16 protein-coding genes are annotated in these 21,904 nt (G+C 64.3%); 11 read left to right on the top strand and 5 right to left on the bottom strand.

Annotation, left to right across the window (positions count from 1 at the left end):
• Positions 1-10 precede the first annotated feature (10 nt).
• The gene (locus tag ACIPL0_RS23710) at positions 11-244 is read right to left on the bottom strand and encodes a hypothetical protein (protein WP_400601293.1); all 234 of its coding nucleotides are present in this window, start codon (positions 242-244) and stop codon (positions 11-13) included.
• Positions 245-583: 339 nt separating this feature from the next.
• On the opposite strand from ACIPL0_RS23710, the gene ACIPL0_RS23705 reads away from it, so the two are divergent.
• From ACIPL0_RS23705 to ACIPL0_RS23690, 4 genes are read left to right on the top strand one after another with little or no spacing between them, the layout of a single operon-like run.
• On the top strand, positions 584-1,375 hold the full coding sequence (locus ACIPL0_RS23705; RefSeq protein ID WP_400601291.1) for an efflux RND transporter periplasmic adaptor subunit: 792 nt from the start codon (positions 584-586) through the stop codon (positions 1,373-1,375).
• Entirely contained in the window at positions 1,372-2,700 is a 1,329-nt protein-coding gene (locus ACIPL0_RS23700; protein WP_400601289.1) for an efflux RND transporter periplasmic adaptor subunit, read from the top strand. The genes ACIPL0_RS23705 and ACIPL0_RS23700 overlap by 4 nt, the downstream gene beginning before the upstream one ends.
• On the top strand, positions 2,701-4,797 hold the full coding sequence (locus ACIPL0_RS23695) for a biotin/lipoyl-binding protein (protein ID WP_400601287.1): 2,097 nt from the start codon (positions 2,701-2,703) through the stop codon (positions 4,795-4,797).
• 19 nt (positions 4,798-4,816) lie between these two features.
• Positions 4,817-5,326, top strand: coding sequence for a GNAT family N-acetyltransferase (locus ACIPL0_RS23690; RefSeq protein ID WP_400601285.1), 510 nt, complete (start codon positions 4,817-4,819; stop codon positions 5,324-5,326).
• Between the two features lie 547 nt (positions 5,327-5,873).
• Here ACIPL0_RS23690 and ACIPL0_RS23685 read toward each other — a convergent pair.
• Both ACIPL0_RS23685 and ACIPL0_RS23680 read right to left on the bottom strand, forming a co-directional pair.
• Positions 5,874-6,185, bottom strand: a complete 312-nt coding sequence (locus ACIPL0_RS23685) for a DUF6916 family protein (RefSeq protein WP_400601283.1) — start codon at positions 6,183-6,185, stop codon at positions 5,874-5,876.
• A gap of 56 nt (positions 6,186-6,241) precedes the next feature.
• Positions 6,242-6,829: a phage tail protein gene (locus ACIPL0_RS23680; RefSeq protein WP_400601281.1), complete on the bottom strand. Its 588-nt coding sequence runs from the start codon at positions 6,827-6,829 to the stop codon at positions 6,242-6,244.
• Between the two features lie 154 nt (positions 6,830-6,983).
• Between ACIPL0_RS23680 and ACIPL0_RS23675 the strand changes: the two genes are divergently transcribed.
• The 6 genes from ACIPL0_RS23675 to ACIPL0_RS23650 all read left to right on the top strand — a co-directional run bounded on the left by ACIPL0_RS23675 (position 6,984) and on the right by ACIPL0_RS23650 (position 18,912).
• Positions 6,984-7,829, top strand: coding sequence for a sulfotransferase family protein (locus ACIPL0_RS23675; protein WP_400601279.1), 846 nt, complete (start codon positions 6,984-6,986; stop codon positions 7,827-7,829).
• A 51-nt stretch (positions 7,830-7,880) separates the two neighbouring features.
• Positions 7,881-14,948, top strand: a complete 7,068-nt coding sequence (locus ACIPL0_RS23670; protein WP_400601278.1) for an Ig-like domain-containing protein — start codon at positions 7,881-7,883, stop codon at positions 14,946-14,948.
• A gap of 74 nt (positions 14,949-15,022) precedes the next feature.
• Positions 15,023-16,543, top strand: a complete 1,521-nt coding sequence (locus ACIPL0_RS23665) for a TolC family protein (protein ID WP_400601276.1) — start codon at positions 15,023-15,025, stop codon at positions 16,541-16,543.
• A gap of 13 nt (positions 16,544-16,556) precedes the next feature.
• Complete coding sequence (gene cysC, locus ACIPL0_RS23660; protein WP_400601274.1) at positions 16,557-17,126, top strand: adenylyl-sulfate kinase; 570 nt, start codon at positions 16,557-16,559, stop codon at positions 17,124-17,126.
• The gene (locus tag ACIPL0_RS23655) at positions 17,108-17,929 is read left to right on the top strand and encodes an aspartyl/asparaginyl beta-hydroxylase domain-containing protein (protein WP_400601272.1); all 822 of its coding nucleotides are present in this window, start codon (positions 17,108-17,110) and stop codon (positions 17,927-17,929) included. Before cysC ends, ACIPL0_RS23655 begins: the two co-directional genes overlap by 19 nt.
• Positions 17,917-18,912, top strand: a complete 996-nt coding sequence (locus ACIPL0_RS23650; protein ID WP_400601270.1) for a sulfotransferase family protein — start codon at positions 17,917-17,919, stop codon at positions 18,910-18,912. The genes ACIPL0_RS23655 and ACIPL0_RS23650 overlap by 13 nt, the downstream gene beginning before the upstream one ends.
• Here the strand turns inward: ACIPL0_RS23650 and ACIPL0_RS23645 are convergent.
• Positions 18,842-19,510 carry a peroxiredoxin-like family protein gene (locus ACIPL0_RS23645; RefSeq protein WP_400601268.1) on the bottom strand — a complete coding sequence of 223 codons (669 nt, stop codon included), beginning with the start codon at positions 19,508-19,510 and terminating at the stop codon, positions 18,842-18,844. The genes ACIPL0_RS23650 and ACIPL0_RS23645 overlap by 71 nt on opposite strands.
• 141 nt (positions 19,511-19,651) lie before the next feature.
• Between ACIPL0_RS23645 and ACIPL0_RS23640 the strand changes: the two genes are divergently transcribed.
• A complete protein-coding gene (locus ACIPL0_RS23640) occupies positions 19,652-20,539 on the top strand; it encodes a LysR substrate-binding domain-containing protein (protein ID WP_400601266.1) in 888 nt (295 codons plus the stop codon).
• A gap of 626 nt (positions 20,540-21,165) precedes the next feature.
• Here ACIPL0_RS23640 and ACIPL0_RS23635 read toward each other — a convergent pair.
• Positions 21,166-21,813: an HAD family hydrolase gene (locus tag ACIPL0_RS23635; RefSeq protein WP_400601264.1), complete on the bottom strand. Its 648-nt coding sequence runs from the start codon at positions 21,811-21,813 to the stop codon at positions 21,166-21,168.
• Positions 21,814-21,904: the final 91 nt, after the last annotated feature.

The following is a 21,904-nucleotide window of genomic DNA, read 5'->3' as shown; positions in this document are numbered from 1 at the left end:
AACGCCGCGATTACTGCACCAGCAACGCCTCATGAAATTCGATCGAGGGCAGCGAGTCCGCCCGTCGTCGGCTTTCAAGCCACAGGCGCATTTTCTCGATATCGAATATCTGTCCCTGATCCATCAGCGACAGCACCAGCGCCTGTGACATACGGTAACGGCCGCACTGTGGGCAATACCGTTCTTCCCAGCCTTCCGGGCACTGGATGGTTTCTGCATGATTGGCACAAATCAGACAGCTCATGGGACCCCCGAATTATTTGAGTTGGCGGGAAACACGCGGCTTGGGCGTCTGCTGTTTCTTGCAGGGTAAGGGCCCGACATCATGGTTCCAAGACAGCCACGGCTGTCGCGACGAGCGGTGAATCGTCGTGTTTGTCGACGCGGTGCCGTTATTCGCAACACTTTGACATACCCCCCATTCCCGATTACCGTCATTGCCCATGGCGAGCCATTCGCCATACTGAACTCCCGAGTACGATTGACGTTGGTTTTCGGACCTGTTTTCGTCACATCGCCATCTGCTGCGATGGATGCAAACCGCTCCCCATGATGGGTTTTGAAGTGACAAGGAGTCACGGCAATGCAGCGTTTGTGGACCCGAGTTCTGCCGAGTGTGTTTGCTCTCTGCCTGTTTCAAGGCAATGTTCATGCCGACAGCGATCCGCTGCTCGATTCCCGATCCCCCGGCACATCCGTCGAACATCCCGCAAGCGACAGCGAAGCCCGTGGCGTATTGCGCGCCCGCGATCAGGCGATGCTGGCCAGCGAGCTGTCGGGGCGCATCGTCGAGTTGCCGTTCAGCGAGGGTGAAACCTTCAACAAGGGGGACACGCTGGCGCGGTTCGACTGCTCGGCGTATCAGGCGCAACTGAGTGCCGCCCAGGCCGCCAGCCGTGGCGCCGGTGAAGAGCTGGCGCATAACCGGCAACTGGCTTCGCTGAATTCGGTGGGCCGTTTCGAGGTGGCACGGGCCGAGGCCAAGGTCGCCGAAAGCCAGGCGCAGGCACAGGTCTATCAGGTCCAGGTCAAGCGTTGCAGCGTGATCGCGCCTTACGACGGGCAAGTCGTCGAGCGCAAGGTGCAGCGTTTCGAAAGTGTTTCGGCCGGCTCGCCGCTGCTCTCCATCGTCGACAACCACACTCTGGAAGTACACGTGCTGGTGCCGTCACGCTGGATGGGCAAGCTCAAGATCGGGCAAACCTTCAGCTTCGTGCCCGATGAAACAGGCCGCCCGCTGACCGCGACCCTCAAGCGCCTCGGCGCGCGCATCGACGAAGGCAGCCAGACGCTGTTGCTGGTGGCCAGCCTGCCTCAAGCCGATGGCTTGCTCAGCGGCATGAGCGGCACCGCGCGTTTCGCGGAGTCGCAATGAACGCTCCGGCTTCGGGGCCCGGCCAGCTCGAACAGGTCTTTGCCCGTTTTCTCGATCTGGAGCGGCAGACCCGTGCAGCCCGCAGTGGCGAACAACTGGCCTACAGCCTGGTGAATGACGGCCAGTCGCTGTTCGGCTTTCGCCATGCAGCGTTGCTGATCGCCGGCAAGGTGCGGGCGGTCACCGGGGTCAGCCAGGTCGAACCGAATGCGCCCTTTGTCGCCTTTGTCGAGCAGGCGTGCGCCGAACTGTTCCGCCAGGGACGAGGAACGCTGGCGACGGTGGTGTCTGCCGAAGGGTTCGCCGCGTCGGTGCAGGACGACTGGCAGAGCCTGTCGGCAGCGCAGGTGTTCTGGTTGCCGTTGCAGGACCGTGACGGCGACGTGTTCGGCGGTTTGTGGCTGGCGCGGGACGTGCCGTGGAATCCGGCTGAACAAGTGCTGCTGGCGCAGCTCGGCGACACCTACAGCCACGCCTGGCTGGCCGTGCAGCCACGCAAGCCATGGCGCCTGCAACTCAAGCGCAAGCGGCTGGTGGTGTTGGCACTGCTGGTTCTGGCCTGTCTGCTGATTCCGGTACGCCAGTCGGTGCTGGCCCCGGCGGAAGTGGTGCCGCTGGAAGGGCGGGTGGTGACGGCGCCGCTGGACGGGGTCATCGCCGAGTTTCTGGTGAAACCCAACCAGGCAGTGAAAAGCGGCGACCTGCTGTTGCGCTTCGAAAGCACCACGCTCAAGGCTCAGGCCGATGTTGCCGAGCGTGCGCTGGATGTTGCCGAAGCCGAGCTCAAGGCCAACGCCCAGCGCGCCTTTGCCGATGCCGAGTCGAATGCCAAGGTTGATCTGTTGAAAGCCCGGGTCGAGCAGAAACGCGCCGAGCGCGATTACGCCCGGGAATTGCTCAAACGCAGCGAAGTGCGCGCCGAACGCGACGGCATCGCAGTGTTCGCCGACGCCGAGCGCTGGACCGGCAAGCCGGTGCAGACCGGCGAGCGGCTGTTGCAGATTGCCGACCCGGCGCAGGCCGAACTGCGCATAGAACTGGCGGTGGGCGACGCCATCCAGCTGGCTGCGGATGCGGAGGTGGCGTTGTTCCTCGACAGCGATCCGTTGCAGCGCCACCCGGCGCAACTGGAGCGCGCGGCCTACGAGGCGCAACCGACGCCGGGCGGGCAACTGGCCTATCGCCTGGATGCGCGCTTTCTCGATGCGCCGACGCCACGCATCGGCTTGCGCGGCACGGCCAAGGTTTTCGGTGAACGCGCACCGCTGGCGCTGTATCTGCTGCGCCGACCGCTGGCCGGGTTGCGCCAGAGCCTGGGGTTGTAAATGAATCTGCCCAGCCTGCGTGCCGATCTGCAACTGTCGCCTGCGGCACCGGCGCTGGACGGCTCGCCGCGCTGGACCCTTGCCGATCCGCTGCGCGGGCGCTATTTCAAACTGGGGGCGCAGGCCATGCGCCTGCTGCGGCACTGGTCGCTGGGCGACCCGGCGCAAGTGCTGCGGGCCGCCAATCGAGAGCCCGGTCTGCCGTTGCAGGAGCAGGAAGTCATCGCGCTGCTGACGTTCCTGCGCAGCCATGACCTGATCAGTGCCAGCGACCCGCAGCAGCGCGCCAGTTATTTTTTCAAGGCCATCGCCAGCCGTCAGGGGCTGTGGAAGACCGTGCTGCATCAATACCTGTTTTTCCGTATCCCGCTGTGGCGGCCCGATGCCTTTCTCAATCGCGCCTGGCCGTGGCTGGCGCGGTTCGGCCCTGCATTGCTGCGCTTCGGCCTGCCGCTGACGTTGCTGCTGGGGGTGTTTCTGGTGTCGCGGGACTGGCAGCGCTTCATCGCGACCTTTCCACACCTGTTCAGTCTGGCCGGCGCCATGGCGTTTGGCATGTCGCTGTTCTTCGCCAAGCTCTGTCATGAGTTCGGCCATGCCTTCATGGCCAAGCGCGCCGGTTGCCGGGTGCAAAGCATGGGTGTGGCGTTCATGGTCTTGCTGCCGATGTTCTACACCGATGTCAGCGACGCTTGGCGGGTCAACGACCGGCGTGCCCGATTGCTGATCGGCGCCGGTGGCGTGCTGGCGGAAATGCTGCTGGCGGTGCTGGCCTTGCTGGTCTGGTCGCTGTTGGAGGACGGGCCGTTGCGTTCGGCGGCGTTCATGCTCGCCAGCGCCACCTGGCTGACCACTTTGGCGATCAACCTCAACCCGTTCATGCGCTTCGACGGCTACTTTCTGCTCAGCGATTTGTGGGAGGTCGACAACCTGCAAGGCCGGGCCTTTGCCTTGTGTCGCTGGCGCCTGCGCGAATGGCTGTTTGGCTATGGCGAAGCGGCGCCGGAACCGTGGTCGCCGTCGATGAAAAAACGCCTGCTGATCTGGGGGTATTGTTCGTGGTTGTGGCGGGCGGCGCTGTTCTTCGGCATCGCCTTGGCGGTGTACCACCTGTTCTTCAAATTGCTGGGGATCTTTCTCATGGGCGTGGAGCTGGCGTGGTTCATTGCCTTGCCGGTGCTCAACGAAGCCCGTCAATGGTGGTCGCGGCGTGAACAGGCCCACGGACCACGGGTATTGCTGACCGGCACGGGGGTGTTGCTGATCGTTCTGGCGCTAATAGTGCCGTGGCGCAGCAGTGTGGAAGTGCCGGCCATGCTGGAGGCGGGCAGGGTCACTGCGCTGCATGCGCCGGCGGCCGCGCGGGTGCGGCAGATCAACGTCGTCGACGGCCAGCGGGTGGCGGCGGGGGATGTGCTGCTGGAACTGGAGTCGCCGGACATCGACTCGCGGCAGGTCATCGTGCGGCGCGAGATCGACATTCTTCAACTGCAACTGCGCCGTCAGGCCGGACGCAGTGAAACCGCTGCCGATGCCGGCATTCTTCAGCAGCGGCTGGCCGAGGCGGTGGCCGAGTTTCGCGGGCTGGCGGCGCAGAAGGAACGCCTGCTGTTGCGCGCCCCGCAGAGCGGTCAGGTGCGCGATCTGTTGCCGCAACTGGCGGTGGGCCGCTGGCTGTCGTCCCGGGAAACGTTGGCGCGGATCGTCGAGCCGGGCTCGCGACTACGCGGTTACCTCGCCGAAGAAGCGCTGTGGCGAGTGGCGCCGGGGGCCGATGGCCGCTTCATTGCCGACGATCCGGCGCGTCCGGCGCTGGCGGTGCGGTTGCAGGAGGTGGACAGCAACGGCGTCGCCTTCATCGACCAGGAAGCGCTGACCAGTGACAACCACGGCCCGATTGCCGTGCGCCGTGACGACAGCCGTCGGCCCGAGCCGGTGCAGGCCCAGTACGGCGTGCGCTTGCGCCTGCTCGACGACAGCCTCAGCCCCGAGCGGCCGTTGCGCGGCGTGGCGGTGTTGCAGGGGCGCAACGAGTCGCTGCTGGGGGCGACGTGGCGGCGCATGGCGGCATTGGGTGTACGGGAAAGCGGCTTTTGACCTTCAGGGAGAACACAGCATGTTGAACAGTTCAGCCAGTGCCGACGGCTTGAGCCTGCGCCCCGCACGGGCCAGTGATGGTCCTTTTTTGCAGCGTCTGTATCACTCGGCGCGGGCGGACCTGCAATGGATCGACGGTGAGCAGGAGCAGATCGAACAGATCGTCGCTCAGCAGTTTCAGGTGCAGGAGCGCGGCATAGGCGAGGAGTTTCCCAACGCCATGCACTATGTGGTGGAGAAGCTCGCCACACCGATTGGCGTGATCAGCGCCGACTTCGGCGTCAACGAGATCCGCGTGCTGTACCTGGCCTTCATCCCGACGGCCCGCGGCAAAGGCTACGGGCGAATCGTCCTGCGCGGCGTGCAGCAGGCGGCGCAGCAGGTGCGCTGTCCGGTGGCGACAGTGGTGTGGGCGAGCAACCCCCATGCACGCCAGCATTATCTGGCGTTGGGGTTTCAGGTCGAAGAGACGCACCTGATGGCGCAGCGTCTGGTGTGGTACCCGGACCAGCCCGCGCTCGCACTGTAGCCGCCCAGGCACTTCAAAATCCTGTGGGAGGGAGCCCTGCTCGCGAAGGCGGTAGACCAGCCACCACGGGTTTGTCTGGCCTGACGCTTTCGCGAGCAGAGCTCCCTCCCACGGCCTTCGGCCAGAATCAAAAGCCATCGCGGGCAAGCCCGCTCCCACAGGGATCGTATAAATCTCATCTGTAGCAGTCCGGCTTGCCGGCGGCAGTGATTTCGAGAACGCCACCGTCGGCAAGCCGGACTGCTACAGGGTGGGTGTCGTACCGAAGCCGCCCAGGCACTTCAAAATCCTGCGGGAGGGAGCTCTGCTCGCGAAGGCGGTGGCCCCGTCACCATGGCATTGTCTGGCCTGACGCTTTCGCGAGCAGGGCTCACTCCCACGGCCTTCGACCAGAGTCAAAAGCCTTCGCGGGCAAGCCCGCTCCCACAGGGGTCGTATAAATCTCATCTGTAGCAGTCCGGCTTGCCGGCGGCAGTGATTTCGAGAACGCCACCGCCGGCAAGCCGGACTGATACGGTCATCGGGTGCGCCTACCCGACCCGAAATCTCAGTTGAACACGATGCAGTAGTAGCCGAAGCGTTCGTCGCGGCCCATGGCCGGTTCGCGGGAGACGAACAGGTTTTCCAAGCGTTGCGCGCCCGGCAGGTCGAGGCTGCACAGGCCGTCGATGAAATCGGTCGGTGCCAGGCTGCGCAACTGGACGTTGAAGGATATTCGATGGTCCTGCGACAGACGCGAACGAGGGCGCTCATCGACGGACTCGATCTGAATCGGCAACTGGCTGCCATCGGGCAGGTGCAGCGGGCAGGGCTGGTCGAGCAGGGGCCGGAAGTGTTCGCCGGTCACGTGTTGCAGCATGTTCGGTCTCCAGAAAAGGTGAAGAACGCCGGAGCACCAGGCTCCGGCGTCGTCCATCAGTTGCGTGACGGGTAGATGCCCGACAGGGCGACGCTGAAGTTGATCGCCAGGTACGGGTTCATGGTCTGCAGCGGCTGGTTGCCACCGGGAATCGACAGGTTCCCGGTGAGGGTGCTCTGGGTGCCGAGCAGGTTGACCGGCTCCGAGCCTTGCGCATTGGAGTAGATGTTTGCCGAACCCGGGCCGCCGCTCGACGCACCCAGATAGGCGTTGGTGCTGGTCGGGGCGGTGACCGGGTTGCTTGGGGTGCTGGCCAGCTTGATCGTGGTGTTGACGGCCAGCGTTGCGGTGTTGATCGGGAGCTGCGGCAGGTTGCTGACCATCACGCTCACTTGTTCGGTGCCGCTGACTTCACCGATGGTGCGAGTCGACAGACCCGGGCCTGTGCCCTGGCCGATCGGCATGCGCGATTGCAGGTTGGGAAGCGCAAAGTTGCTCACGCCGTTGCCACCGTAAAAAGTGCCGAGCAGCGCGAACAAGGCGTTGTTTTGAGCGATGGCAATGATTTGCCCATTGCACAACGCCCAGCCGGAGGGTGCGAAGTTGAAACCGAAGCCTTGAATGGTGCCGAGGAATACTTCCATGACTGCTTTCCTTTGCCGTTGAGGGGGGATGCTGCATTGCGTCGAAAAGCGTAGACCCTGGCGAAAAGCCCTGTCAGGAAATTGATGCCAAAATACTATTGGGCGGAAATAATTTGTTGCGCTAGGCTTTGTCCTACAAAAGGACTGTCGTAGGGTGAAAGGATTGCGCCGTTTTCACTTCATTTCCGGGTTGCCGCGCTCAGGGTCCACCCTGCTGTCAGCCATCCTCCTGCAAAACCCTCGTTTCCATGCCGGCATGACCAGCCCCGTTGGCGCGCTGTGCTCGGGCATCCTCGATCAGTGCAGCGCCGGCAGCGAGTTCGGCGCGGTGATCGACACCGATATGCGCCGCCGTCTGCTGCGCGGCGTGTTCGACTCGTACTATGCCGACAAGGCCGACAAGCAAGTGGTGTTCGACACCAACCGCCTGTGGTCGGCCCGCCTGCCTGCGGTCCGTGATCTGTTCCCTCAGGCCAAAGTCATTGCCTGTGTGCGCAATGTCGCCTGGGTGATGGACAGCCTGGAACGCCTGTACCGCGCCAATCCTTACGAAAACACCAAGCTGTTCGGCGATGCCGGGGAGCGCAATACCGTTTACAGCCGCTGCGAAACCCTGGCCCAGCGCAACCGCCTGGTCGGGTTCGCCTGGGCGGCGCTCAAGGAAGCCTATTACGGCGAGCACGCCGACTCGCTGCTGATCGTCGACTACGACCTGCTCAGCCAGGCACCGGAGCGGGTGCTGCGGCTGGTCTACGACTTCATCGAAGAACCCTGGTTCGAGCACGATTTCGAGCATCTGGCCTACGACGCGCCGGAGTTCGACCAGGCCCTCGGCGTGGCCGGCCTGCATCGGGTCAAGCCTCGGGTGGCACTGCAGTCACGGCGCACGATCCTGCCGCCGGACCTGTTCAAACAATATGCCGATTTGTCCTTTTGGCTCGATGGCTCAGCCAGCGCCGCCAATGTCATTCGTATGAAAGCCGACGCCGCGATCAACTGATCGCGGCGTTTTTCATTGACGCGTTACAACGGTTCGATTTGGGTGAGCAGCATGTGGTGGAGCACTCGCGGGCAAGGCAGTCGTGGACAGGACAGTCGTGGACAGGCGATGGGCAAGGCGCGGGCGAGCGCTGATTCGCCGACACCGGCAGCGCCGCTGATCGTGTCGCTGGAGCCGCGCATGCTGTTCGACGGCGCGGTTGCGGCCACCGTTGCCGACACAGCCGCCCAGGCCGATACCCACGCGGCCACCGACGCGGCGAAGGCGCCGACCGCCAATGGCGATCACGCGTCCACCAGCAAGGACAGCCACGGCCAGGCCGACGCCACACCTGCTGCCACGCCGGTGGCGGTACCGGGGCAGAGCGTGGTGTTCGTCGATTCGCGGGTCAAGGATGCCGATAGCCTGCTGCAGGGCATCGCCCCCGGTACGCAGATCGTCAAGCTCGATGCCAGCAAGGACGGCCTGCAACAGATCGCCGATTACCTCGATCAGCACCACGGTGTCAGCTCGGTGCAGATCATCGCCCACGGCAATGCCGGCGACCTGTGGCTGGGCGACACCTATCTGTCGGCCGACAACATTACCGCGCGCAGCGCCGTGCTGGCGCAGATCGGCCAGGACATGAATGTCGGCGGCGACATCCTCATTTATGGTTGCTACACCGCCGAAGGCGAGCGCGGCTTGAGCTTCGTCGATTCGCTGGCGCAACTGACCGGGCGCGACATCGCCGCGTCCAGCAACCGCACCGGCGTGGGCGGCGACTGGGATCTGGAAATCGCCACCGGCAGCATCGAGAGCGTCAACGTGCTGTCGACCCAGGCCATGAGCGAGTATCAGTGGGGCCTGGCGACGTGGACTGCGACCAACAACGCCAATACCGGGGTCGGTTCGTTGCGTGCAGCGATCGCTTCGGCGCAGAACGGCGATATCGTGACCTTCAGCGCCGGCATGACCGTGCAGCTCACCTCTGAACTGCTGATCAACAAGAACATCACCGTCGATGGCGACCTGAACAACGACGGCGTCGCGGACGTCACCCTCGACGGTCAGTACAAAACCCGGGTGGTGGAGATCAACTCCGGCAGTACCGTGACCCTCGATGGCCTGGTGATCACCCGTGGCCTGGTCTCCGGCAACGGCGGCAATGGCGGTTATGGTGCCACCGGTGCCATGGGCGGCGGGATTTTCAACGCCGGTATCCTTACGCTCAAGAATGTCTCGGTGACCGGCAACGCGGCGGCCGGTGGTGGCGGTGGTGGTGGTGTCACCGGCGCCAACTACGGTGGCGGTGGTGGTGGCGGCGGCGGTCTTGGCGGGCAGGGCGGTGGCCATGGCGGGACCGCCGGGCCGGGCACCGGCACGCTGGGAGGGCAGGCCGGCAGTGGCGGCGTCGGTGGCTACGGCGGCGGTTACGATGCCACCCACATGGGCGGCCGGGGCGGCTCCACCATCGGTGGCGCGGGCGGTATCGGGGTGTCCTATTACAGCAACGGCGGCAATGGCGGTACGGCCAACAACGGCACCCTTTCCATCGGCGGCGGTGGCGGCGGCTCGGGTTGGGACAAGGTCGGCGGTGTTGGCGGCAATGCGGCCGGCGGCATTTACAACGCTTCGACCGGTACGCTGAAGGTCATCGGCACGTCGGTCATCAGCAACAACATCGGCGCAGGCGGCGGCGGTGGCGGCGGTAGCGGCCAAGGCAGCAACAACCTCAATGGCGGCGATGGCGGTCGTGGCGTCGGGGCGATCTGGAACCAGGGCGGTACGGTGCTGATCACCGCTTCCAACTTCAGCAACATCAGCGGCAACGCCGCCGGCAGTGGTTCCGGCGGTTCCGAGCTGGGTGGCGGGGTGACCGGCAGCGTGCCGCTGGCGTTCGCCGCCATCTATAACAACGGTGGCACCCTCAACACCGCGTACGTCGAGCCGCCGACCGCGACCATCGTGGTCAGCACCCCGGCGCAGCACGTCGGCACCACGTCGCAGGTGACCTTCACCTTCAGCCGCGCGGTGACCGGTTTCACCAACGCCGACCTGACCATCGAAGGCGGTACCCTGACCAGCGTTTCGTCGTCCGACGGCGGTGTCACCTGGACCGCGACGTTCACGCCCAACAATAACCTGACCGACGCCACCAACGTCATCACCCTGGACAACACCGGGGTGACGGCGATTTCCGATGGCGTGGCCGGTGTCGGTACCACGACGTCCAATAACTACACCATCGATACCCAGCGCCCCACTGCCAGCATCGCGATGTCCGACACGGCGCTGAAAATCGGTGATACCTCGCTGGTGACCATCACCTTCAGCGAAGCGGTGACCGGTTTCACCAACGCCGACCTGACCATCGCCAACGGCACCTTGAGTGCGGTGAGCAGCAGTGACGGCGGTATCACCTGGACGGCGACCTTCACGCCGACCGCCAGTATCACCGATTCGACCAACCTGATTACCCTGGACAACACCGGTATCGCCGACCTGGCCAGCAACGCCGGTTCCGGCACCACCAGTTCGACCAACTACGCCATCGACACCGTACGCCCGACGGCGACGATCGTGGTGGCGGACAACGACTTGAGGGCCGGCGAAACGTCGCTGGTCACCTTCACCTTCAGTGAAGCGGTGAGCGGTTTCACCAACGCCGACCTGACCATTGCCAACGGCACGTTGACCGCAGTGAGCAGCAGTGACGGCGGTATCACCTGGACCGCGACCTTCACGCCGTCGGCCAACGTCAACAACGCCAGCAACCTGATCAGCCTGAACAATACCGGTGTTGCCGATCTGGCCGGTAACGCGGGTACGGGCAGCACCAATTCCAACAACTACGCCATCAGCACCCAACAGCCGACGGCGACCATTGTGGTGGCTGACAACGGCTTGACAGTCGGTGAGACATCGCTGGTTACCATCACCTTCAACGAGGCGGTGACGGGCTTTACCAACGCTGACCTGACCATCGCCAACGGCACCCTGAGTGCGGTGAGCAGCAGCGACGGCGGCATCACCTGGACGGCGACGCTCACGCCGACCGCCAATATCACTGACTCGACCAACCTGATCACCCTGGACAACAGCGGGGTGCAGAACGCCAGTGGCAACAGCGGTGCTGGCACCACCAACTCCAACAACTACGCTATCGATACCCAGCGCCCGACGGCGACTGTCGTGGTGGCGGATAACAGTTTGAAAATCGGCGAGACCTCGCTGGTGACCATCACTTTCAGCGAGGCGGTGATCGGTTTCACCAATGCCGACCTGACCATTGCCAACGGCAACTTGACGGCCGTGAGCAGCAGCGATGGCGGTATCACCTGGACGGCGACGTTCACGCCGACCGCCAACATTACCGATTCGACCAACCTGATCAGCCTGGACAATACCGGCGTGACCGACCAGGCGGGCAACGCCGGTTCCGGCAGCACCGACTCGAACAACTACGCCATCGACACTCAGCGCCCGACCGCGACCATCGTGATGGCCGACCCCAGCCTGACTGCCGGGGAAACCAGCCTGGTGACCATCACCTTCAGCGAGGCGGTGACCGGCTTCACCAACGCCGACCTGACCGTGCCCAACGGCACGTTGACGGCGGTGAGCAGCAGCGACGGCGGTATCACCTGGACGGCGACGTTCACGCCAACCGCCGGTATCAGCGACAGCACCAACATCATCAGCCTGAACAACACTGGTATTGCCGACATCGCGGGCAACGCCGGCTCCGGCACCACCAGTTCCGGCAACTTCACCATCGACACCATGGCGCCGACGGCCACCATCGTGGTGGCGGACAGCAGCCTGAAAATCGGCGAAACCTCGCTGGTGACCATCACTTTCAGCGAGGCGGTGACGGGCTTCACCAACGCCGACCTGAGCATTGCCAACGGCACCTTGAGCGCGGTGAGCACCAGTGACGGCGGCCTCACCTGGACCGCGACCCTGACCCCGACCGCCAGCATCACCGACGCCAGCAACGTCATCACGCTGGACAACAGCGGCGTGCAAGGGGTCAGCTCGGGGAATGCGGGTGTCGGCGTTTCGAACTCCAACAACTACGCCATCGACACCCAGCGTCCGACAGCGACCATTGTGGTTGCAGACACGGCACTGGGCGTTGGTCAGACCTCACAGGTCACCATCACCTTCAGCGAGGCGGTGAGCGGTTTCACGGTGGCCGACCTGACTGTCGAAAACGGCACCCTCAGTGGGTTGACGACCTCGGACAACATCACCTGGACCGCCACACTGACACCGATGGCCGGCGTCACCGACACCACCAACCTGATCACCTTCGACACCAGCGGCGTTACCGACGCGGCCGGCAACACCGGCAGCGGTATCACACTTTCGAATAACTACGTTGTCGACAGTCAGCGGCCGACCGCGACCATCGTCATGACCGACACTGACCTGCGACCCGGTGAAACGAGCCAGGTGACCATCACCTTCAGCGAAAAGGTGACCGGTTTCGACAACAGTGACCTGAGCGTTGCCAACGGCACCTTGAGTGCGGTGAGCAGCGCTGACGGCGGCACCACCTGGACCGCGACGTTCACGCCGAACGTCGGGGTAAACGACACCACCAACCTGATCGTCCTCAACAACACCGGTATTACCGACCTGGCGGGCAACGCCGGCACCGGCACGACCAGCTCGGCCAACTACACCGTATTCACTCAAGTGCCGACCGCGACCATCGTCGTGTCCGACCCATCGCTCAAGGTCGGTGAAACCTCATTGGTGACCATCACCTTCAGCGAGGCAGTGACCGGTTTCGACAACAGTGACCTGACCATCGCCAACGGCACGTTGAGCGATGTCACCAGCGGCGACGGCGGCATCACCTGGACGGCCACCTTCACGCCGACCGCCAATGTCACCGACCCGACCAACCTGGTCACCCTGAACAACAGCGGGGTTCAGAATCTGGCCGGCAATGCTGGCGTCGGCACCACCGATTCGAACAACTTCTCCATCGACACCGAGCGTCCCCATGCGACCATCGTGGTCGCCGACAGCACACTGGGCATCGGCGAGACCACGCAGGTGACCATCACCTTCAATGAAGCGGTGACCGGCTTCGGCCTCGGCGATCTGACGACCGACAACGGCGTGTTGTCCAACCTCTCCAGCAGCGATGGCGGCATCACCTGGACGGCGACGCTGACACCGTTTACCGTCGGCACCATCGCGACCAACACGATCACCCTGGACAACAGCGGTGTCGCCGATCTGGCCGGCAACACGGGCACCGGCGCCACGCTCTCGAACAATTACGTCATCGACAACGACCGGCCGACCGCGACCATCACCCTGAGCGACACCGAGCTGCACTCGGGGGAAACCTCGGTGGTGACCATCACCTTCAGCGAGGCGGTCAGCGGCTTCGACCTGTCCGACCTGAGCGTGGCCAATGGCACCCTGAGCAACCTGTCCAGCAGCGATGGCGGCGTCACCTGGACCGCAACGCTGACCCCGGCCTCGGGTGTCAACAACGCCACCAACGTGATCAGCCTGGACAACAGCGGCTACACGGACCTGGCCGGCAACAGCGGCACCGGCACTACCGATTCGGCCAACTACAGCGTGCAGACCCTGGCCCCGACCTCCACCATCGTGGTGGCCGACACGTCACTCACCGCCGGCGAGACGACGCTGGTGACCATCACTTTCAGCGACGCGGTCACCGGTTTCGACCTCAGTGATCTGAGTGTCGCCAACGGGCACCTGTCAGGGCTGTCCAGCAGCGACGGCGGCATCACCTGGACGGCCACGCTGACGCCGAACGCCAACGTCACCGACTCGACCAACCTGATCACCCTGAACAATGCCGGCGTGCAGAATCTGGGCGGCAGCCCGGGTGTGGGCACCACCGTGTCCAACAACTACGCCATCGACACTGCGCGTCCGACCGCGAGCATCGTGGTCGCCGACCCGATACTGGGCATCGGCAAGAGCACTACAGTCACCATCACGTTCAGTGAGACGGTGTCCGGTTTCGACCTGTCGGACCTGAGCGTGGCCAACGGCGTGCTGTCGAACCTGACCAGCAGCGATGGCGGCAAGACCTGGACCGCGACGCTGACCCCGACCGCCAACGTCACCGACCCGAGTAACCTGATCGTGCTCGACACCGGGCGGGTCTTCGATGCGGCGGGCAACACCGGTTCGCAGATTGCGATCTCCAACAACTACGCCCTCGATGCCGACCGCCCGACCGCGACCATTGTCATCGCCAACCCGAACCTGAAAGACGGGCAGAGCACGCTGGTGACCTTTACCTTCAGCGAGGCGGTGAAGGGCTTCGACCTGTCGGACCTGAGCGTCGCCAACGGGACCTTGAGCAACCTGTCCAGCAGTGACGGCGGCAAGACCTGGACGGCGACGCTGACGGCGGCGACTGGCGTTACCGACCCGAGCAACTTCATCACCCTGGACACCAGCAACGTCACTGACCTGGCAGGCAACGCCGGCAGCAGCTTTGCCAATTCCAACAATTTCGCCATCAACCCACCGACGCAGCCGACCCAACCGACTCAACCGGGCGATCCGGCCACACAGGTCGGCGACACCGAGTTTCTGGTTCACGGCTCGGTGGCGCCAGCCTTGCCCTCGCTGCCGGACACACCGCTGCAGCCGGTGATCTTCGCGCCACCGAGGGGGGATCTGGGCGCACCGCTGGGCTTCCCGCCATTGTTCGAGGTGCGCACGTCCGGGGCCGACATGCCGCCGCTGGGCAGCATCTTCATCAACAACGGCGCACTGGCGCACAGCTTCATCGCCCAAGTGTTCGGCAATCTCAGCACCAGCGACGGCAATGGCAGCGGTTTCCTCGGTTTTGGTGGCGGCGACGGCGGCGTGTTCGGCAGCAGCACGCTGTCCGGGGTGTTCAACCGCGACACGTCGAGCGAAAGCAGCGGCCTGAAAACCTTCGACCGCCCCGGCGGCGCCAAGAGTCTGGGGGATCCGGCGCAGGGGCTGCGCGGCATCTTTGGCGCACCGAGCCTGGGCCAGCAGCTGCAGCAACTCAGGGACACGGAACAACAACAGCTCCACGCACTGGCCTGGGCCTTGAGCTCGAAAGAGATCGGCACCCGCGAAACCGAGGCCTGAAGCCGAATAAAAAATCCGCGTCGGCAGGGGTCGGCGCCTGTGAACAGAAAAGTTGTCGTCAGGGGCGTGCAAGGATGAAGAGAAGTCAAAAGGTATTCGGTGTCAGTCTGCTGACACTGGCGATCAGCGGCTGTGCGGTGACCACCCAGCCGATCGAGCGCAGCGTCAGCGAGCAGCGGGCGAAGAGCGATCTGGTCGCCATGTACAAGGATCAGGAGCCGCTGTCCGGGCCGCTGACCCTGCACCAGGCCATGGCCCGGGCGGTGAAATACAACCTCGAAGCCCGTTTGAAAGTCATGGAAGAAGCGTTGGCCAAGCGTCAGCTGGACCTGGCCAGTTTCGACATGCTGCCGCGCATGGCCTTGTCCGCCGGTTATGCCGGTCGCAACAACGTTGGCGCCTCCAGTAGTCAGAGCGTGCTGACCAACACCCAGTCCCTGGAACCGTCGACCTCTCAGGACCGCGACCGCCGCGTCGCCGACCTTACTATGGTGTGGAACGTCCTCGACTTCGGCGTCAGCTACATCAGCGCCAAGCAGCAGGGCGACCAGCGCCTGATCGTGCAGGAACGCCGGCGCAAGGTGATCAACACCATCGTGCAGGACGTGCGCTCGGCCTACTGGCGGGCGGTGGCGGCCGAACGGCTGCTCAAGCAGATCGACAGCCTGATGGCACGGGTCGATCAGGCTCGCAACAACAGTCAGCAGATGAGCGACCAGCGCATCGGCGACCCGATCCAGGCGCTGGGCTATCAGCGCTCGCTGATCGAAGCGACCCGTCAACTGGAAGAGCAGCGCAAGGCGTTGTCTCTGGCCAAGACCGAACTGGCGACGCTGATCAACCTGCCGCTGGGCAGCGAACTGACCCTGGCGACTTCGGACACTTACGAGGTGCCGGAACTGAAAGTCGGCATGGCGCAGCTTGAACACGAGGCGCTGACCAGCCGCCCCGAACTGCGCGAGCAGGATTACCAGACCCGCATCAGCTCGGCGGAAACCCGCAAGGCCATGCTGCGTCTGTTGCCGGGGCTGGAGTTTTCCGCCGGCGGGCATTACGACAGCAACTCGTTTCTGGTCAACGATCGCTGGGCGGACTACGGCGTGAAGGTCACCTGGAACCTGTTCAATGTGATCTCGGCACCGGCGGCCATCGACGTCGCCAAGGCCGGCGAGCAGGTCGCGGCGGCGCGCCGTCAGGCAATGTCCATCGCCGTGCTGGCGCAGCTCTACGTCGCCAACGCCAACTATCAGGAGGCGCTGCATCAGTTCAAGACCAGCCAGCAACTGTCGGACATCGACGGCCAGATCGTCGGCCAGCTGCGCAATCGCCGTCAGGCGGCCGGCATCGGCGAACTGGAACTGATCCAGGGCGAGCTGAACAACTTGCAGGCCGACCTGCGCCGCGACCTGGCCTATGCCGACCTGCGCAACGCCTACGGGCAGATCTTCGCCAGTGCCGGCCTCGACCCGCTGCCGCAGGAAGTCTCCTCGACCCAGGTGCAAGCGATTGCCGGCGCGATGGCCGCGCGGGAATCGCAATGGGCAGCTGGCAACATCGCCACGGCAGCGGTCAGCCAACCGCAAGGCAGCAAATGACATGACCGCGCACATGCCAAACCGTGAAATGCAGGCGGTGCCGGAGTGTACGACCGCTCGGGGTGCGGCCATTCTGCTCACCGGGTTGCCGGCCGCTGGAAAATCCACCGTGGCCCGGGCGCTGCACCGGCAGTTGCTGCGTCAGGGGTTGCACAGCATGGTGGTCGATGGCGACGTGCTGCGCAGCGGGCTGAGCAGTGACCTTGGATTTTCCGCCGAGGACCGCCACGAAAATATTCGTCGGGCCAGCGAGCTGGCGCGTCTGCTGGTGGACAACGGCCAGGTGGTGATTCTGGCGATGATCGCGCCACAGGCCGAGCAGCGCGAACTGTTCGCCCGGCGGCTGGGCGAGCGTTATCGCGAAGTCTGGTGCAATGCGCCGCTGGACATCTGCGAGCAGCGCGACCCCAAAGGCCACTACGCCCGTGCGCGACGCGGCGAACTGGCGGGTTTCACCGGGGTGTCGGCGCCCTATGAAGTGCCGCAAGCGCCGGGGCTGGTGCTCGACACCGCCACACAGTCGGTGGAAGCCTGTGTCGATCAACTGCTGGGCTGGCTGAGTGCATGCCGACTGATTGCCTGAGCGCCGATCGCGAAAACGTCGCGGCCTTCTCGCGCCTGCCGGTGGCGGTCAATCTGCCGCTGTTGCTGCGGGCGTTGTCGCGGATCACCGAGCCACAGTGGCAGGCGCACTTCAACAGCGGTCATTACAGCGGCGACTGGGCGGGCGTGGCACTGATTTCCCAGGCCGATGCGCCAAGCGAACTGGCGCCGGGGCAGGGCCCGGCGGTCGAGCGTGCGCCCTGGCTGGGCGATCCGCACTGGCGTTTGGCGCTCAAGGATCTGCTGCTGGAGATTCGCTCGGCTCGCTTGCTGCGGCTGGGGCCGGGCAGTTGCATCCATGAGCACCGCGACTACGACCTGCACGGCGAAGATGCCGATCGGCGCCTGCACATTCCGCTGCTTAGCCCGCCCGACGTGGACTTCATGCTGGAAGATCGGCGGGTGCCGATGAGTGCCGGCGAATGCTGGTTTCTCGACCTGGCCCGCGCCCACAGCGTGGACAATCACGGCGCTCATGCGCGTATTCACCTGGTCCTCGATTGCCGCCCCAATGGCTGGCTCGACCAGCAGATCCAGTCGGGGTTGGCGACCACGCCGGCAGCAGGTGTCGGTCGTGCGCAGCAGGCACTGGCGCGATTTCGCGAGCGGCTGGAAAACGACCCGCAGTTGTGCGCGGCGCTGCAGGGCATCGCCGACAGTTCGACGTTCATTGCCCGCGCGTTGGCACTGGCCGCCGAGCACGGGCTAAGCCTGTCGGAACCGGTGTTGCGGGCCGCCATGCGCGAAGGCCGCAGCCGCTGGAATCGCCAATGGACAGTCTGAAGGGCTGGCTGCCGATCAGTATTTATCAGCGCACCGGGGAATGGTGGGTGGACTGGTGCTGGTTCGGCGAGCATGCGCTGACTCGGCCGTTCTTTCGCGAGTCGGTGGACGAGGCGTTGCGCCTGCCGTTCAATCAGGCCTTTCGCCGCGAAACGCCGCTGGCGGTGTTGTGTCAGTGGTCATTGCCGGCGCTGGCGCCCACCGCGTTCATTTATCACGCCTCCCGTTGTGGCTCGACGCTGATCAGCCAGATGCTGGCGCAGCTTGACGATCACATCGTCGTCTCCGAACCGCCACCGCTGGATACGCTGTTGCGCGCGCCATTGCCCGCTGACCTGCGTGACGCCGCATTGCGTGGCTTGCTCGCCGCCTACGGCCAATGTCGCCGGGGCCCGGAGCGTGCGCTGGTGATCAAGCTCGACGCCTGGAACATCGCCCAGCTGCCGCTGCTGCGCGACTGTTTTGCCGAGACGCCGTGGCTGTTCGTCTACCGGGATCCGCTGGAAATTGCCGTATCGCACCTGCGCCGACCCGGCATGCACATGGTGCCGGGCCTGCTCGGTGGCAACGGTCCAGACGACCTGCCGGGTGATTTGTCACAGGAAGAAGGCATCGCCCGCCGCCTGGGACAGATCCTGCAACAGGGCGCCGATTTCTGCCGCGCATACAACGGCGTGCCGGTGAACTACAACGAACTGCCGACCGCCATGAGCGAACGCCTGGCAACCTTCTTCGACCTGAACGCCGACCAGCGTGAACAGGCGTTCACGGCGGTCGGGCAACACGCCAAGGCGCCTCATCAGACTTTTGTCGCCGACAGCCAGGACAAACAGCGGAGCGCGTCGGCGGAACTCAGGCGGTGGCTGCAGTCATACTGCGAGCCGGCTTACCGGGAGCTGGAAGCGCTGCGCCTCAACCACGCAGACGATCCAGTGTCGGCAGCAATTCGGCAGGTTCCGGGCGGCGGGTGTAGTCCGGGTTGACCTCGGCGAAAGCGATGACCCCATCCTGGCCGATGACGTAGCGCGCCGGCATCGGCAGGTTCCAGGAAGGATCGTCGTTGACGATTGCCAGATCGTTCTTGAACACGTTCTTGTAGATGTCGATCAGGTAGTCCGGGAAGGTGAAACGGATGCCGAAGGCGTCAGCCAGTTCGCCCTGTGGGTCGACCAGAATCGGGAAGCCCAGCTTGTTCTGGCGGATGGCTTTACGGCTGTTGAGCGCGGTCTGCATGGAAATCGCCACCATGGTCGCACCTCGGGCTTCGATGTCGGCGCGGGCTTCTTCCAGGGCTTGCAGGTCCATGTTGCAGTACGGGCACCACACGCCGCGATAGAAGGTCAGCACCACCGGCCCCCTGGCCAGCAGGCTGGCGAAATCGACCGTGTTGCCGTCGACATCCAGCAGGGAAAAGTCCGGGGCCTTGTCGCCCGCTTTAAGGGCACGTTCGGCTTGGCCGGTGGCGATCAATTCTTCGGTGGCGCGGTGGATGGCGTCCACCACCGGACGAGGTACGTTGTAGGGCGGCTGGCCAGATTCGAGGTCGGCTTTGAAGGCGTCAAGGCGGGCTTGCAGGGACATGGTGAACTCCAGGCGAACAATGATGAGTCAGGGATGGATCGGTCGGCAGCGTCGGGTCTCGTGCTGCGTTGGGGCTAATTTCCATCTTTCGCCGGAGTGGGGGTAGACGGCGTGGGCAACTAAGATATATTTGCCGGACGTATGAATGACCGTCTTTTTGCCCTTCGCCTATTTGTCCGTGTCGCACATGCCGGCAGCTTCTCGGCTGCCGCACGGGAACTGCAACTGTCGCAACCTTCTGTTTCACGCATCATCGCCAGCCTTGAGGGGGAGGTCGGTGCGGCATTGCTGACCCGTACCACGCGCGCGGTCAGCCTGACGGAGGCGGGCGCCGATTATCTGGTCCGGGTGGAACAGATTCTGGCGGCGCTGGAAGAGGCCGATCATGCAGCCCGGGGCACCGGAGAGCTGCGCGGCGTGCTGCGCATCGGCGTGGCTGCCAGTTTCGCCGTGCGCGAAGTCATTCCGCGGTTACCGCCGTTCATGGCGCAGCACCCCGAGCTGCGCATCGAATTGATCATGACCGATCAGCGGCAGAATCTGGTGGTGGATGGCGTGGACGTGGCGCTGCGTTTCGGCGTGCTGACGGACTCCACCGCCACCGTCCGCAAGATCGGCCTGTCGACCCGTTTGCTGGTGGCGTCCCCGGGCTATCTGCAACAGGCCGGCACGCCGCGCACGCCTGCCGATCTCGCCGGACACGCGATCATTGTCGGGCCTGCGGCTGCCGGTGCGCTGGGCTGGACGTTTCAACGGGACGGCCAGACCACCTCCGTCCGGGTTGATGGGCGGTTGACCGTCAACGTCAATGAAGCCTCGACAGCGGCGGCGCTGGAAGGGCTGGGAATCGCCTCGACCGGCACCTGGGGTTGCCGCAAGGAATTGGCAAGGGGCGAACTGGTGCAGGTATTGCCCGAATGGACGCTGGAGCCGGTCGAAGTCAACGCCCTGTTCGCCGCCGGCCGCGCCGCCAAACCCTCCGCCCGGGCCTTTGTGCATTACCTCGCCGAGTGCCTGAAAGACATCTGATACGCGCCGTAGCGGCCCGGCTTACCGGCGGCAGCGATTTCAAGGGCGCCACCGCCGGCAAGCCGGACTGCTACGGGGGCTGTGTGTGCAGACGTTTTTGATTCTGGCCGCAGGCCTGTAGGAGCGTGGCTTGTCTCGCGAGCGGCGACGAAGTCGTCGTAGAAGCTGACGACTATGCGTTCCTGACACACCGCATTTGCCGGATTTACGACGACTCCGTCGCCGGTCGCAGGGCAAGCCAGCTCCTACAAATACGCGGTGTGCGTGCTGTAGCAGTCCGGCTTGCCGGCGGCAGCGATCTCAAGGGCGCCACCGCCGGCAAGCCTGAGTGCTACGGCGCGGTGTGCGCAGACGTTTTTGATTCTGGCCGCAGGCCTGTAGGAGCGCGGCTTGCCCGCGACCTAGCGAGAAGCGGCAGCAAAACCTACAGCACTGGCAGTGCCAGACACACCGCATTTACCGGATTTACGACGACTCCGTCGCCGGTCGCAGGGCAAGCCAGCTCCTACAGGTCTGGCGGTGAACCTTCTGTAGCAGTCCGGCTTGCCGGCGGCAGCGATCTCAAGGGCACCATCGCCGGCAAGCGCGCTCCTACAGGGGGAGGTGGCGCGACATCGCAGGGAGCTTCAGCTGATCCGCTGCACCAGCGCGTGCAGTTCGGCAAAGTCCCTGACCCGGTGGAAGTTGGCATGGTCGGCGAAGGCGGAGAAGTCGGTGTCGCCGCCATAGCCGGCCACTTGGGCGCCAGCATCCAGTCCGGCCATCACGCCGGGCACGCTGTCTTCCACCAGCAGGCAGTCTTCGGCCTTGAGGCCCAGCAGTTCGGCGGCGTGTTCGATAAGGATCGGCGACGGCTTCCAGGCCTGGACTTCATAGGCACTGACGATCAGGCCGTGAAAGACATCAAGCAGGCCCACGGTGCTCAGACAGGCCTCGATCTTGTTCCGCGGGCCATTGGAGGCGACGCATTTGGGCAGGTTGAGGTTGCGCACGAAATCCACGGCGCCGGGCATTTCTTCAAGATGCTCCTGCAACAGCGGCAGAGTGCGGGCCCTGAAGGTGTTGACGATTTCGATGTTCGGCAGCCACGGGTAGTCGCGGCACAGGCCTTCCATGCACAGGGCGAACTGCACGCCGCGAAAGCGTTGCAGCACTTCTTCAAGGCTCAGCGTTACCTGATGTTCCTGCAATATGTCGCGCAGCAGTCCGGCGGCCAGTCGTTCGCTGTCCACCAGAGTTCCGTCGCAGTCAAAGATGACGCCGGCAATGTTCAAGCAGGTCTCTCCCGTGTTGCCTGTTTCGTGTTCGGGGCGGTTGGACCGGCATTATCCGGAAAAGTTGGCGCTCGCGCTCGGTCTCTGACCT

The organism is Pseudomonas sp. NPDC090208, assembly GCF_044746785.1.
GTDB lineage: Bacteria > Pseudomonadota > Gammaproteobacteria > Pseudomonadales > Pseudomonadaceae > Aquipseudomonas.
This window is presented reverse-complemented; position numbering and strand designations above follow the sequence as displayed.

Coding starts and splice junctions, on each gene's coding strand:
- ACIPL0_RS23710 (WP_400601293.1), bottom strand. CDS start 244: ATGAGCTGTCTGATTTGTGCCAATCATGCAGAAACCATCCAGTGCCCG.
- ACIPL0_RS23705 (WP_400601291.1), top strand. CDS start 584: ATGCAGCGTTTGTGGACCCGAGTTCTGCCGAGTGTGTTTGCTCTCTGC.
- ACIPL0_RS23700 (WP_400601289.1), top strand. CDS start 1,372: ATGAACGCTCCGGCTTCGGGGCCCGGCCAGCTCGAACAGGTCTTTGCC.
- ACIPL0_RS23695 (WP_400601287.1), top strand. CDS start 2,701: ATGAATCTGCCCAGCCTGCGTGCCGATCTGCAACTGTCGCCTGCGGCA.
- ACIPL0_RS23690 (WP_400601285.1), top strand. CDS start 4,817: ATGTTGAACAGTTCAGCCAGTGCCGACGGCTTGAGCCTGCGCCCCGCA.
- ACIPL0_RS23685 (WP_400601283.1), bottom strand. CDS start 6,185: ATGCTGCAACACGTGACCGGCGAACACTTCCGGCCCCTGCTCGACCAG.
- ACIPL0_RS23680 (WP_400601281.1), bottom strand. CDS start 6,829: ATGGAAGTATTCCTCGGCACCATTCAAGGCTTCGGTTTCAACTTCGCA.
- ACIPL0_RS23670 (WP_400601278.1), top strand. CDS start 7,881: ATGTGGTGGAGCACTCGCGGGCAAGGCAGTCGTGGACAGGACAGTCGT.
- ACIPL0_RS23665 (WP_400601276.1), top strand. CDS start 15,023: ATGAAGAGAAGTCAAAAGGTATTCGGTGTCAGTCTGCTGACACTGGCG.
- cysC (WP_400601274.1), top strand. CDS start 16,557: ATGCCAAACCGTGAAATGCAGGCGGTGCCGGAGTGTACGACCGCTCGG.
- ACIPL0_RS23655 (WP_400601272.1), top strand. CDS start 17,108: ATGCCGACTGATTGCCTGAGCGCCGATCGCGAAAACGTCGCGGCCTTC.
- ACIPL0_RS23650 (WP_400601270.1), top strand. CDS start 17,917: ATGGACAGTCTGAAGGGCTGGCTGCCGATCAGTATTTATCAGCGCACC.
- ACIPL0_RS23645 (WP_400601268.1), bottom strand. CDS start 19,510: ATGTCCCTGCAAGCCCGCCTTGACGCCTTCAAAGCCGACCTCGAATCT.
- ACIPL0_RS23640 (WP_400601266.1), top strand. CDS start 19,652: ATGAATGACCGTCTTTTTGCCCTTCGCCTATTTGTCCGTGTCGCACAT.